11 protein-coding genes are annotated in these 12,997 nt (G+C 50.4%); 5 read left to right on the top strand and 6 right to left on the bottom strand.

What is annotated here, in order from left to right:
* Positions 1–67 precede the first annotated feature (67 nt).
* A complete protein-coding gene (yjjG, locus tag ACFOE0_RS13665; RefSeq protein WP_248937772.1) occupies positions 68–742 on the top strand; it encodes a pyrimidine 5'-nucleotidase in 675 nt (224 codons plus the stop codon).
* Between the two features lie 23 nt (positions 743–765).
* Here the strand turns inward: yjjG and ACFOE0_RS13660 are convergent, their stop codons facing one another.
* A complete protein-coding gene (locus tag ACFOE0_RS13660; RefSeq protein WP_248937771.1) occupies positions 766–1,629 on the bottom strand; it encodes a LytTR family DNA-binding domain-containing protein in 864 nt (287 codons plus the stop codon).
* Between the two features lie 167 nt (positions 1,630–1,796).
* Between ACFOE0_RS13660 and ACFOE0_RS13655 the strand changes: the two genes are divergently transcribed.
* Positions 1,797–3,023 (top strand): acyltransferase family protein, encoded by a 1,227-nt coding sequence (locus ACFOE0_RS13655; protein WP_248937770.1) that lies wholly within the window; start codon positions 1,797–1,799, stop codon positions 3,021–3,023.
* 177 nt (positions 3,024–3,200) lie between these two features.
* Here the strand turns inward: ACFOE0_RS13655 and ACFOE0_RS13650 are convergent, their stop codons facing one another.
* Positions 3,201–5,552: a hypothetical protein gene (locus tag ACFOE0_RS13650; protein WP_248937769.1), complete on the bottom strand. Its 2,352-nt coding sequence runs from the start codon at positions 5,550–5,552 to the stop codon at positions 3,201–3,203.
* Positions 5,553–5,990: 438 nt separating this feature from the next.
* Here ACFOE0_RS13650 and ACFOE0_RS13645 point away from each other — a divergent pair, with 438 nt between their 5' ends.
* Positions 5,991–6,497: a porin family protein gene (locus tag ACFOE0_RS13645; protein ID WP_248937768.1), complete on the top strand. Its 507-nt coding sequence runs from the start codon at positions 5,991–5,993 to the stop codon at positions 6,495–6,497.
* Positions 6,498–6,552: 55 nt separating this feature from the next.
* Here the strand turns inward: ACFOE0_RS13645 and ACFOE0_RS13640 are convergent, their stop codons facing one another.
* Genes ACFOE0_RS13640 through ACFOE0_RS13630 form a run of 3 tightly spaced genes read right to left on the bottom strand, consistent with a single transcriptional unit; the run spans position 6,553 to position 9,009 of the window.
* Positions 6,553–7,557, bottom strand: a complete 1,005-nt coding sequence (locus ACFOE0_RS13640) for a DUF2955 domain-containing protein (RefSeq protein ID WP_248937767.1) — start codon at positions 7,555–7,557, stop codon at positions 6,553–6,555.
* The gene (locus ACFOE0_RS13635; RefSeq protein ID WP_248937766.1) at positions 7,547–8,662 is read right to left on the bottom strand and encodes an HlyD family secretion protein; all 1,116 of its coding nucleotides are present in this window, start codon (positions 8,660–8,662) and stop codon (positions 7,547–7,549) included. Before ACFOE0_RS13635 ends, ACFOE0_RS13640 begins: the two co-directional genes overlap by 11 nt.
* Positions 8,659–9,009, bottom strand: a complete 351-nt coding sequence (locus tag ACFOE0_RS13630) for a hypothetical protein (RefSeq protein ID WP_248937765.1) — start codon at positions 9,007–9,009, stop codon at positions 8,659–8,661. Before ACFOE0_RS13630 ends, ACFOE0_RS13635 begins: the two co-directional genes overlap by 4 nt.
* A gap of 193 nt (positions 9,010–9,202) precedes the next feature.
* Between ACFOE0_RS13630 and ACFOE0_RS13625 the strand changes: the two genes are divergently transcribed.
* Entirely contained in the window at positions 9,203–10,261 is a 1,059-nt protein-coding gene (locus tag ACFOE0_RS13625) for a metallophosphoesterase (RefSeq protein ID WP_248937764.1), read from the top strand.
* A 395-nt stretch (positions 10,262–10,656) separates the two neighbouring features.
* On the opposite strand, the gene ACFOE0_RS13620 is transcribed toward ACFOE0_RS13625, so the two are convergent.
* Positions 10,657–11,613: an HNH endonuclease gene (locus tag ACFOE0_RS13620; RefSeq protein WP_248937763.1), complete on the bottom strand. Its 957-nt coding sequence runs from the start codon at positions 11,611–11,613 to the stop codon at positions 10,657–10,659.
* A 302-nt stretch (positions 11,614–11,915) separates the two neighbouring features.
* Between ACFOE0_RS13620 and ACFOE0_RS13615 the strand changes: the two genes are divergently transcribed.
* Entirely contained in the window at positions 11,916–12,473 is a 558-nt protein-coding gene (locus ACFOE0_RS13615) for a CBS domain-containing protein (protein ID WP_115138840.1), read from the top strand.
* Positions 12,474–12,997 lie beyond the last annotated feature (524 nt).

Here is a 12,997-nt window from a genome sequence, read left to right as displayed (position 1 = left end):
ATTTGCCCGGACTGAGATAGACTGCCGCCACTGATTGACTGATAGATACAACAAATATAAGACTGCTATGCCTTACCAATGGATCCTGTTCGACGCCGATGAAACCCTTTTCAGCTTTGACGCCCTAAAGGGGCTTAAGCTGATGTTCTCCCGCCATGGTGTTGACTTTACCGATGATGATTACCGCGAATATCAGGCGCTGAACCAGCCGCTGTGGCAGGCCTATAACGCAGGTGATATCGATGCCACCACGCTGCAAACCAGCCGCTTTACTGCCTGGGGTGACAAGCTGGGGACCACGGGGCAGCAGTTGAACTCTGACTTTTTACAATCCATGGCCGATATCTGTGCGCCACTGCCTGGTGTACGTGAGCTGGTGGACTCGCTCCATGGCAAAGCCCGTCTCGGCATTATCACCAACGGCTTTACCGAGCTGCAGCGCATCCGCCTGGAGCGCACCGGTTTTGCCGATGCCTTTGAGCTGCTGGTAATTTCCGAAGAGGTGGGCATTACCAAGCCGAATGTGGGCATTTTCCACCATGCGCTGGAGAGGATGGGACAGCCGGATAACAGCAAGGTGCTGATGGTGGGGGATAACCTGCACACAGATATTCTGGGCGGCATCAATGCCGGGCTGCACACCTGCTGGTACAACCCGCATCAGCAACAAGGTGACGAGACTATCGCCCCGACTATGGTGACTGCGCACCACGATGAGTTAAGACAATTACTGGTGGCTTAAGCCTGGGTTTTGTTGTGGTCAGGTCAACAAACTGAGGTTTTCAGTGCGTCCTTGAAGCGTCTGGATACCGGCAGTCGTTGACCCGACTTCAGCTCCAATTCGGCATCTCCACTGGGTATAGGCTTAATTGAGCGTATCAGCGCGAATTTGACCGCATAGCTGCGATGAATACGAATAAATCCTTTTGATTCAAGTTGCTCCGTCAGCTTGGTGATAGTTGCCCGCATTGGGTATACCTGATCTCCCGTGTGCAGATTGACATAGTTCCCTGACGATTCAAGCCACTCAACATCATCGAGTTGTACAATAAACTCCCGACCGAGTTTTTTTACCAATAGCTGCTCAGGCGTCGATTCAGTCCCAGAAGCGTGAGGACTGTTGATCGGCGGTTCGTCCGGCACCCGGGCCTCCCCAAGTAACTGCTGCAGAAAATAGTGATAAAGCTGGTAGGCAACGACCCAGAAAAAGAAGCCCCAGATATCTTTTCTGAGCTCATAAATCAGCTCAAACCAGCTGAAATTAAAGTTGTACTCAAGACCTTGCAGTCCATAAATCAACTCCCGCAGCAGCACCATAATGCCGATATGGCCCAGACTGAAAACCACACCTCCAATTGTCAGTAACATCAAGGCGAACATGGGCGTCTGCATGCTGAACTGAGGACGTCTCAACAACCAGAACATCAGAGGCAGCATCAGTAGAGTGCCGGTGGCGCTGGTCATTTCCCATACCCATGGCTCCCAGCTGGCAAACTCGACAACTCCCCTGCGGGTCTGTTCCATCAATACTGAACTGGCATTGATGCTGTTATTCACCAATACATAGCCAATAGCCAGCAACGCGCCGATTGCGCCTGTATGACGTTGCCAAATCCGTTGCAGTTCCATTTGTTTTCCGGGCACAAAGTGTTGATTTAACCTAGCAGCCGACTTCATCACAGTTCAACACCTTGTCCCTGAGCATCTCCGTTTGTCACTTAAAACCGGCCATCCATCACTTTTGGCTGGCCGAATGATTTCTGTCAGCCAGTATGGCGAGAAACACAGGAGGTGATATGAATAACCCAATGATCCCACAGGAACGCCGCTATGATTTGGATTGGCTCAGGATTCTGGCGTTTGCCGGTCTGATCCTGTTTCACACCGGCATGCTGTATGCCGAGAGCTGGGGCTTTCACTTTAAAAGCCACTATCTCTCATCTGAGCTGGAAAGCCTGATGTTAATCTTCTCTCCCTGGCGAATGCTGCTTATCTGGTTTGTCTCGGGGGCGGCCAGCTATTTCCTGTTCGAGAGAGCCAAAGGTTGGCGACAAAGAGGAGTCTTATCCGTAAATCGCAGCATTAGCCTGTTATTGCCTCTGCTTACCGGCTTGTGGCTAATTGTGCCAGTACAGCTTTACGCTCAAATGAGCCAGGAAGCGGGCCTACAAATGGGGTATGGCGAGTTTTATCTGGCATTTCTTGACCTGCAACACCCATTGTTCAGTGACTATCAGTCTGGCGTTTGGCCCCATGTGGATGTGAATCACCTTTGGTATTTACGCAGCTTGTGGGTCTATAGCCTGATATTGATTCTGGTGGCACCGCTACTGACAAAGTGGCGTATGGGAGCGGTTTTGGCTGGCGGCTTTAGCCGTGCATTCTGGCCAATGGTATTGCTTGTTGTGGTGTTGATGGCCGGTATCCGTGGGCATTTCAGTGGCGATAGCATCAGAGAGTTGCAGGGAGGCGTTTGGTTTCTGTTTGGCTTTTTACTCGCTGGGCAGGTGGCATTCCGGGATGCTTTGGTTCACAAAGGCCCTTTGCTTGGAGGTCTGTTTACCCTGAATTTGCTGTTGATTATTGCCGGTTACAACGGCTGGTTGGCGGCTGACGACGCAGACTATATGGGCGTGATTAGACTGGCGGTGTACTCATTGCAGCAGGTCTTGGGGGTATTGCTGATGTTGGCGTTGGCAGCACGGTGGCTCAACTTTGATCATCCCTGGCGCAGGCCACTGAACAATGCGGTTTATCCAAGCTATCTGGTGCATCAAAGTTTGATTATTGGACTGGCCTTTGTGGCCGCCGACCAGAGTATGAGCCTGGTGGCAGAGTTACTTCTGGTGATTGGTGGAACCCTGGCAGGCTGTGTGTTGGTATGTGTGCTGGGGATGAAAATCAGCTGGCTTAAACCCTTTATTGGTATGAAATGGCAGGAAAACAGCGGCAGACAAGTGACTTTGCCTGCGCTGTTGGCAACACTGCTCATCCTGCCGCTGGCATGGGAAATCCTGGTGTAGCGAGTGTGCTTTGAACTCAGCCATCTTGGTTTCGTAACGACAGCCGTCGGCATACATCTGCAGATACTTAGCGTCATTCACCTATGAGTTGAGCAGCGCTACTAGTCGCTATATTGCCTTGCTGAGTAACGAAAAAGCCCGCTCATATGAGCGGGCTCGGTGTGTGGCATATATGGATCAGTTGTTCACAGTGACCTTTTTCCACACTTCGCCCAACACTTCTCCGCCGGTTCCGTCCATTTCTGCCCAGTCGGCTTCTTCCATATAGGTTTTAACAGAGACATAGTCGCCGGACATCTCTACCAGACCCATATAAAAGCGCAGTGCGACAGTGTCATTTTCATCAGTGACTTCCAGCACAACCTCGTCCTGATCTGTCATGCTCCAGGTAAATGACTCTGTGACATCTTCGGTACCGTCTTCGTTATAGTCAGTGAAGCTGCCCACGCCCTCGGCATCGAATTCCACCAGAGTTTCCAGCGTGCCATCAGGCTCATAGATCTTATACTGGCTGCCGGTAACGCCCTCTTCGGTAAATACAGCGGTATTGTCACCGCGGCAATCACTCGTCAGACTGCGGAACTCAGTCAGGGATTTCAGGGTGGAAAGATCAGGTCGATCATTCTCATCATCCCAATCTGAATCACCTGTCGTACAGGCGCTCAAGGCTGGCTGCTCAGTGCCGGGATTCAGCAGGCTCAGGTCCACATTATCTATGATGTCGTTCTTGGCGGTGACATTGAAGATCACCTCGTCATCAAAACTGGTACCAGCCGGAACAAAGTCACCCTGACGCACAGCGCCCTGATACTCAGACAACAGATACTCGCCATCGTCGTCTCTGTTGCCAAACTCAATCACATCGTCCGGCAATGCCATCAGTGCCAGAGTGACACCGGATACTGTCTCCTGACGCCAGGTTCCAGTACCGTATGCCTGGGCTGATTGCACATACTGACCAGTGCTGTCTTCACGCCACTTCACCAGGTAGTAATTCACCACGCCGCCTTCGACCAGCTCAGCCAGAATATTGTCCTGACCATCCCAGGCCACATAAGGACCAACCAGATTTTCAATGCTGCCATCTGAGGCGGTGGCTGAAATCAGTGAAGCCAGGGTGATAGCCGGGCCATCTTCGCTATCCGCTGTACGTGACCAAACACTGTTACACAGGCCTTCGACCATCTCATCCTCTTGGCAATCATCCCAATAGTAGAGTGAGTAAAGATCATTGACTGTGGTGGCTTCAATCTCAAAGGCTTTGGCACCTTCGGCAAAAGTCTGCGCCTCAGGAATCACTTTGTGCCATACCCAGGTGTTATCCTGATCCTGCAAGAACAGCTTGGTATTCAGGCCTTCCAGAGCAATCTCTTCGGCGCTCAACACTTCACTGTCACCGGGGAAATCTTTGTTGGTCAGAGTGATGGTGCCATCTTCGCCCAGCGTGGTGATCTCAAATTGATCATTCACCAGTTGCCAGCCTTCCTCGCCCAACACCAGATCCTTGTAAGTGTTGGTTGACTCGACAAACTCACCGTCCATCAGGCTGTATTCTACTTCTGTGGTGGTCGTGGTATCGGCGTCATACATAATGCTGCCGTAATCCAGGTAGAGGCCGTCGGTGTCATAGTCACCGTCAAACCAGAAAATACCTGTATCACTGACTTCAGCGACCAGGTTGGCTGCTGCAGCATTAGCCTGAGCATTCATCACATCAACCTGATCTTCCAGAGTGTCACCATCGACGCCCGTGGAGTCGGCCACGGTTTCAGACTCTGCCACTGCATCCGGGTCAAAGTCATCACCGGCAGCTTCCACTTCTTCAACAATGGTCTCCAGTGAGTCAACCACGGTATCGACAATCAGAGTCAGCAGATCATCTGCGGAGATATTAGCTGCATCGGCAGCTTCCTGAACTGCGGCCAGATTGTTGGCCATCACCCTGGCGGTCACCTGAGCAACCTGGTGCATCTGGGCAAATTCAGTTTGCTGCTCTTCGGTCAACTCCGAGTTGGCCTGGGCTGCGATAAAGTCTTCGCTCAAAGCCTGAGTAGTATCCAGCAGCTCCTGGATCAGGGCTTCAGCTTCTTCTGAGGTATTTCCCAGATCTATCTGACTTTGCACCAGAGTGGTCAATGGGCTGACAAACTCATAGCCTACTGGGGCAGTTAACGAATAGGGCGACGACACAGTTTCGCCGGTATCCTCGTCCACTACATCAGCCGTCACTTCGACCAGCAGAGGATAGGTGTCGATCTGCTCCTGAGTCGCTTCCAGCTCAAAGTCACCACCCGCTTCAGAGGTCGCCGAAGGCTCGCCATCATCACAGGTTTTATTCTCGTTAAGGTCCAGACAAACCTTGGCACCCACAAGATATCCGTCAGCCACCTTACCGGACAAAGTCGGGCTGGGGGCAGGAGGTGGTGTGGGGGTTGGTTCCTGGGTTGGGGTTTCTGTGCTGTCGCTGCCGCCACAGGCTGCGAGCACAGTGGCCAATGAGCCGGCCAGCGCTAGTTTGCGATATTCCATGTACCTTTTGACTCCATTTAGGGTATTCAGAACTCCATGTTCAGGACGGATTGAATGGGTTATCACTCTGGTTGGTACTGCTGCAGAGCCTAAGTTTCCGAAGTGAACTCATAAACTGTAGTCAAGGAACCGGGGTTTTGTATTTGAAAGCTTATGAAAGGTCTTGAAAGTCAGTCTGGGTCAGTCATAAGTGAGAGGTTCGACAAACAAAGAGAGAGGTTTTATCTCAATAGTCGATGCAGCTTTTAGCGATTGAACAAAGTGGGCGGGAAATATTCAGGATCATAATTCTCATCATTTCGACCAATAAGTCTTAGGCCTTATCTACGTTCATTGCCAATACAGGTATTCATCAGGTTATTAACCCGGCGTAGAGGAGTAAGTTGGTCGATGGCCGATCAATGTGGCTGATCTGGCCATTTTTGGAGGATGATACTTATGAAGTTTATAACCACAACCGCTGCTGCACTCATGCTGATATCGCCGTCGGTGTTCGCCAATGGTTATCTGGGCGGCCAGTTTAACTATGTGGATGGGGAGACAGGAGCAGGTAGCGTGAGATTGCCAGGTGTGAGTCTGCTTACCGGTTACCAATACAATGATTACCTTGGTCTTGAAGCCAGAATCGGTTTTGGTGTGGGGGATGACAGCATCACAACCAATGGCACCAAGGTGGAATATGAACTGGATTACTACTACGGTGGCTATCTGGTAGGGACTCTGCCCCTGACAAAGAGCTTTGATCTCTATGCGCTGGCGGGTTATGCCAAGGCGGAGGCCAAGGTTAAAGCCAATGGCTCCACAATCAAAGGTGATGACAGTAAGTTCAGTTATGGTGGTGGTCTGAAATGGAACGCTAACCGCAACTGGACCTTCAGTGTCGAATATCTGATGCTGGTGGAAGATCTGGACTCAGTGAACCTGGGAGTCAGCTACAGGTTCTAATCCTTAAAAGAAGAGGCGCATTGCGCCTCTTTTAGTAACTCTGCTCAAGTCCTGACTAAGACCTGACTTTCTGCGACTTTGCCGGTTGAAGCAGCACCAACACCATCATTCCCAGTATCACAGCGGCGAGAATCGAGCCAAAGCGAACCGCATCTTCGCTTACACCACTGAACCCTGTGGCCGTCAGGCCGTAGAAAATCAGTACCACATAGCTGGAGTACATCAGCTGAATACCGTTGTAACTGGCTTTGTGCTCAACCGCCCGACACCCCATCAACAGTGAACACACCACAGTTGCTCCCAGGCTGGCAATAATGTTGGTCTGCAGCACGTTGAAAATCAGCGGTGGCACGGCGTAAAGCAAGCTGGCATAGGTCGCCAACAGACGGCGCAATCCATAGGTATGCCCGGCTATTGGGTTTGGATCCTTGAGAATAAGCGCCACCACCACAGTGATAATGGTGCTCTGGGCCAGATTCAGGTTAATGGTCACCACCAGGGTGAGCATAATAAACAGGGTCTTAAGTACCAGCAGCAGGGTTGGAATCTCCCTGTGCTCCGCTTCAGCCGTCGGAGGAAAAGTCGACAATGGCTCGCCCCCAGGAAACAGAAAATAGGCCAGGTACGCGGTGAAGCCGGCAATCAATAGATTCTTCAGCAGCGCTCCGGGAATACTGCTGACATCAATTCCTTTCTGCTTGAAGAACACGGCGATCATGGCGGTCGACACAATCAGCAAAATCGCCAGCAGATCCTGTGGATTCTCGTGGGTACGCTGCATACACCAGTAGAAGGCCCCAAACAGTGCAAAGTAATAGACCACAGGTTGGTCGAACAGCACGACACTCAGAATGCCCTGAAACCAAGAGGTGGCATACAGCACTGCCCCCATTAATATCACCATAATCAATGGTGGCGGCTCGTGGGTCGTGGTAAGAAACACAGCGCACATGGCCGGTGCCAGCAGGGGCAAATCTGTCCCGAATACATGTTGCCAAAACAGCAGGAGTACCGGAAATACCGCTACCCTGATAATGGCATTGGCGGGTCTACGAGACATAAGTCAGGTAACTCCAAATCCAGGTCCACACATCCAGCAGACGTTCACCTATGTACGACTCACCGGGGAAGAAGCTCACAGTCACCCGGCCGCTGTAGCGCAGGCTGACTCCTTCAGGCAGAGGGTCCAGTTTGATATTGACCGGAAAACGCTGGGCATCAGGGCTGACAGTAGGAGAGTCCAACAGGCCGTTGGCGTTGTTCACCTGCAGGCTGCCGTTCCCACTGCTGCCCCAGCCTATGGTCGTGACTTGGCCGGTGAAGATCTGTCCCGGATAGGCATCGAACACCAGCTTAACGGGGATCCCCTGTTTCAGGTGGGCCAGTGAATTCTCTGTCACCATAGCTGTCACCCACAGGTGGCTGTTGTTAACGTAAGTCATCAATGGCTGGCCTGCACCGGCATAGTTACCGGCCGCCAGATTCATATTGGTTACAACCCCGGCGGCTGGCGCTGTGATATTGGTGTAGGACAAATTCAGCAGGGCCTGTTCAAGCTTATTCAGCGCTGACTGGATTTGTGGATTGCTCTCGGTTTGTGGCCCCAGAGCCTGCTTGGCCTTTTCCAGTGCGGCAGTGGCCTGACTCAAATTGGCTTGAGCTGTCTCCAGCGACGCTGAGCTGTCATCCAGATCCGCTTTACTGATAAGCCCAGTTCTGGCCAGCTCTTTATTGCGCTCGTAATGCTGTCTGGCATTATCCACTTTTACTCTGGCGGCAACCTCTGTGGCTTTGGCTGCATTGATGGCGGCCGAGTCAGCGTTGAATGATTGGGTCGTTTGTTGCAGAGCCAGTCTGGCGGCTTTCACATTCAGCTCAAAAGGGTGCTTGTCTATCTGCACCAGTGACTGTCCCTGAGCCACCTGAGAGTTGTCCGTCACCAGTACCTGCGCAACAGGGCCAGATACCTGAGGAGTAATTCGCACTATCTGACCATTAACCCGTCCCTCATCAGTCATGGGGGTCATCCGGTCGGCCCACAGGCTGTATAGCCAGAGGCAGAACACCGCCAGAAAGATGTAATAAGTGAACTTTCTGGCCTGACTGCTTCCCTCGTTTTTATCCTCTTTTGGGACGTCGGCTTTTGTTTCGGTGGCATCTGTCATCGGGGCTCTCCGTCTGCTTCGGGTGTATCAAAAGTACTGATTTTTCTATAGATAATTTGTTTCTTGGTTCTGACCTCCACCACAAGGGTGACCACCAGAGCAAACAGTCCAACCAAGAGTGCAGCCTGGGTTGTCGAGACACGTACTTCACCAAAGGTATGTGTCCAGATTACGGCTAAAGTGACAAACCAACCAAATAACACTGCGGCATTGCCAATTGCCATGCCCAGCAGATTTGGAATATCTGGTTTGAAAGGGAAGGGAACTGAGCTTTCATCTGCTTGCAAAACAGCTTGGTCGTGTTCAGAGCCAGAGTCATGCCGTGAATAACCTGGGTAAGCCTGCACAAACAGTGTCTCAAATATTAAAAGCCTGCTGGGCATTTTTAAGGTTAAATATGGTTAACGGGAAACAATCAGTTATAACAAGAGACATGCTGGTTGAAAGCACTTGTATATACATCTTGTCGGCCTGAGAAATTGCGATGGCGAATTGAGCTTCAGATGCCTGGCCAGCAAATACAAAAACAGGGAGAGCACTATGTGGGTCCGGTCTGTCTTGTCTATGACATCACTATTGGGTGTCGCTATCAGTTCTGCGGTTGCCAATCCAGCGATTGAACCCGGAGATCAAGCCAGAACCAGTGACTTCAGCTTTGCGCTGGTGGCTGACTCTCCTTACGGTGATGACAATATTCCTGCCTTCCAACGTGTGATTGAAGATATCAATGGCGATACCCGGGTAAAACTGGTGATGCATGCCGGCGATATCAAATCCGGCTCCACTAAGTGCAGTGACGAGCGGATACGGGCCAGGTTTGAGCAGATCCAAACCATCAAACCTCCCGTGATTTATACCCCGGGCGATAATGAGTGGACCGATTGCCACAGGCCCAAAGCAGGCCGTTTTAATCCGGTGGAGCGTCTGGCCTTCTTGCGTAAGGTGTTTTTCCCTGTACCTGGCCAGACGTTGGGCGTCAGCCCCATGGCGGTGACAACGCAGGCCAAATCCCCGGGCTTTAAACCCTTTGTAGAAAACGTCATGTTTGAGCAGGCGGATGTGGTGTTCTCAACCCAGCATTTGGTGGGCAGCAATAACAATCTCAAACCCTGGTCAGGTATAGATGCCAAAGACTCGGCCAAAAAGCCAAGAGCTGAGCGTCTGGCTGAATATCAACAGCGCAACGCCGCTTCCCTCGACTGGCTCGACAAAACCTTTGCCAGGGCCAAAAGCAGTGATGCCCGAGGTGTGGTTATTATGATCCACGCCAACCCCAATATCGAAGATGATTTCACCTCCAAAAAACGGGCAGGCTTTAACGACTACCTGAACAAGCTGTTTGCTCTGACCGCTGACTTTAACAAGCCGGTGCTCTTGCTCCACGGCGATAAGCATGTGTTCTTTGTTGATAAACCCAAGCTGGTGCCCTGGTATAAGGATGGTGATGCGCTTACCGCTTTCAATACCCAGCATTTCTTACCTAACCTCACCCGGGTGCAGGGATTTGGCGATACACCTCAGCATTGGGTGAAGATCACCATTAATGGGGAAGGGGAGGAGCTGTTTACTGTGGTGCCGCAGATAGTTGAGGGAAATTGATTTACTGTCCTCCCTCGGACTGAAGTTGGGCTCCGCCTCAAACCCGTTTCAGAAGTTTGGCTTGCAGCCAGCACTTCTGTGATTAGGGCCGCTTTGCAAGCGGCGGAAGTCGTGGGTCTCCGACCCACACCCGGGCAAGGGGTGTTGCTTGTCCAGCACCCCTTGCATCCCCAAGGACACCCCAACCGAACTTGTCACCCATCGTAAAATGACTTCACTCAACGCAACCACCACCGATTCGCCATCCATGGCTCAGCGGTGGTTGCCCCGTCATCCTTGACGGGGCTTGCTGTTGAAGTCATTGCCCTCCGGCAACTTCGGACGGGGAGTTAGCGTATCTGTATAGGCAAGAAGGATAATTTTTAATACGTTTTTCCTTTTTAGAAAGAGAAACCCTAAGCTGGCTCGGTTTCAAGGTAGTGTATTTCAGCGTTATTGAGAGCCTTCTTATAGACATCTGAGAATTTGAAATGACTCCGATGAAACGCTAAATACTTTCGCTGGTTCTCGGTCAATGGTCCGATATTTGTTGTGATGGGAATGTTCCATGACATTAAAGCATTCAGAGCGACATTGTTTTTAGCAAGTAGTGCACCGTTGTCGTCAAAGCTGATATCACCACGATCAAATAGCTTGTCGACGTGAGGAGCAAACAAGAAACCATTCTCCGGGTCTAGGCGCTCTTCGTCAGGTGATATCCGCCAAGGTTTTATGTGGCTGGCTATTAGGTATTCAGGGTTAGTTATCCCAGTAACGCGACATCGTTGTTCACGTTCAATTAAGGCCTTTCGGTAGCTAGCTTGCCCTATTCTGACTTTAAGAAGAGCAAGAGTTGTAGTGTGGTCTAGACCCAGATAGTCACGTTTTCCTGCTGGATCGTGCTTATCAATCATAGCGGGAAGGTTGGCATCAAGTTTAGCCAGTTCCCAAAGTAACTTACCCAAAGCATCAGAAATGTGGGCCAAATAGCAACACTGATTCCCGTCACCGTTTGGTTTTAAAGGAGAGTGTGTCGTTGGTAGTAGCTCTCTAAAACTATCGATATGAAGCTTCGGCTTGAACGATGTGGGCAATCGTATCCAATCCACATCAACCCGCCAGCCGTGTTCTTCCCAATTTGAACCGGCTTGTCCGAAGTCAGGCTTAGAACTCGGGTAGTGCTCAGCTACGACAACACCGATAGCTGAGATGTATGTATGCGCATAGGAAAAGATAATATCGCCAATACGTGCTTTTGTTAGATTCTCGTACGTCTGGTTTCTTGCACCATTTTTGTTTCGCTTTGGTGACCAGATATATCCACCTTCAGTCTCTTGCTTGAAGGTTTGCTTGTGATTGACCCACCAATACATCCTTGTTTTCCTTTGGTTATTTTTTATCTCCAAATCTAAGTTACTGATATTTATATGTCAGCGGTTAAGGTCACAAGATTTGTGGAAGGTCTCGCTTCAAATTTCAGGTATTAGTCTTACGGCTATGTTTGCTAATTCACCGCTTACTTAACCACGCTTGTTAACTTTCCTGGTGGTTACCTTTGGCTTTCAAAATGATCACCAATTCAACAGGTCATTAAACCAGTTTCATCTTTATTGACTGAGGGGGAGGTGAGGCATAGATAAGGAGTTATTGAAGTCAGACTACAGGTAGAAAAACAATGAGAAACCTTGAGCTATACAGCACTGCATCTATTGATCATCTGATTTGGTCCACCTATGAGGATGTGACCAAGTTGGATTCGCCCGCCATATCCATCTTTACTGACTTCGATCACTCCCAGCCTTTGGTTATCGATCTTGATACCAGTGCGCCCAAGGCGCTGGAGATATTCGAACGAACCCATACCTTTATGCGTCTGGTGGTGGATAAGCGTAATAAGTTTATGGGGGTGATTACCCTGAGGGAGTTCCATCAGAACATGGTGAAGCAGGCAACCAAGGAGCGAGTGAGTCCTGAGGATGTGTCGGTAAAAGACTTGATGATCCCAAGGGATCAGGTTCTGTCGTTAGACTTTGAACAGCTATCTTCGGCAACGGTAGGGGATGTGGTTAGGGCACTACAGGAAAACGGTTTGCATCATATCCTGGTGATCGATCATGAACTGCACCATATCCGTGGCATGATCTCGGCCAATGACCTGGCGCGCAAACTGGGTGTGCCTATCAATATTAAAGAGCCGCCTTCCTTTATGCAGATTTTCAACCATCTGGGGTAGTGGGCATTTGAGTCAGCCACAGCTGCCTGTGTCTGACTCTTCTTTTATATGCGTAGCTATATAAGTAGTAGATAGCTATATAAGTGGCGCTTTCATCTCAATCGGACATCGCGTTCCGCGGATGTCCGTTCTCTCTTCCTTATAGTAAGTAGAAACATCTGAGATGGCGTGGCGTCTGATCCTGTTCAAAATCGTTAGATTTGGCTCAAACCCCCATGAATAGGCGATTAAATCGACATTGCTTGTGAGTCGGTGATCTTCCCAATCAGGCCTCGAAATTTGCTGATTGTGGATAATTTAGTGGATAACAGGTGGGCATTATGTGCCCTTCTTGTGCTCAAGTAAGGGGGGCGTAAGTATTTGCTAAAAAGTGCATTTTTCTACGAAAAAGCGCTTGCGCAAACGAATTTGCTCCCTATAATGCGCCCTCACTGACACGGCACACAGCGACAAACAGCGCTGATTGCAGGTCAGGTCGGCAAGGGCCGAAGAGATGGAAAAGCAGTGTTGAAAACGGCCTCTGG

This window comes from Shewanella submarina (assembly GCF_042646185.1).
GTDB classification, from domain to species: Bacteria; Pseudomonadota; Gammaproteobacteria; order Enterobacterales; family Shewanellaceae; genus Shewanella; species Shewanella corallii.
This window is presented reverse-complemented; position numbering and strand designations above follow the sequence as displayed.

What these genes read in the sequence shown, in the direction of transcription:
- ACFOE0_RS13660 (WP_248937771.1), bottom strand. Translation starts at nt 1,629, where the DNA reads ATGGAACTGCAACGGATTTGGCAACGTCATACAGGCGCAATCGGCGCG.
- ACFOE0_RS13645 (WP_248937768.1), top strand. Translation starts at nt 5,991, where the DNA reads ATGAAGTTTATAACCACAACCGCTGCTGCACTCATGCTGATATCGCCG.
- ACFOE0_RS13635 (WP_248937766.1), bottom strand. Translation starts at nt 8,662, where the DNA reads ATGACAGATGCCACCGAAACAAAAGCCGACGTCCCAAAAGAGGATAAA.
- ACFOE0_RS13625 (WP_248937764.1), top strand. Translation starts at nt 9,203, where the DNA reads ATGTGGGTCCGGTCTGTCTTGTCTATGACATCACTATTGGGTGTCGCT.
- ACFOE0_RS13620 (WP_248937763.1), bottom strand. Translation starts at nt 11,613, where the DNA reads ATGTATTGGTGGGTCAATCACAAGCAAACCTTCAAGCAAGAGACTGAA.
- ACFOE0_RS13615 (WP_115138840.1), top strand. Translation starts at nt 11,916, where the DNA reads ATGAGAAACCTTGAGCTATACAGCACTGCATCTATTGATCATCTGATT.
- ACFOE0_RS13650 (WP_248937769.1), bottom strand. Translation starts at nt 5,552, where the DNA reads ATGGAATATCGCAAACTAGCGCTGGCCGGCTCATTGGCCACTGTGCTC.
- yjjG (WP_248937772.1), top strand. Translation starts at nt 68, where the DNA reads ATGCCTTACCAATGGATCCTGTTCGACGCCGATGAAACCCTTTTCAGC.
- ACFOE0_RS13655 (WP_248937770.1), top strand. Translation starts at nt 1,797, where the DNA reads ATGAATAACCCAATGATCCCACAGGAACGCCGCTATGATTTGGATTGG.
- ACFOE0_RS13640 (WP_248937767.1), bottom strand. Translation starts at nt 7,557, where the DNA reads ATGTCTCGTAGACCCGCCAATGCCATTATCAGGGTAGCGGTATTTCCG.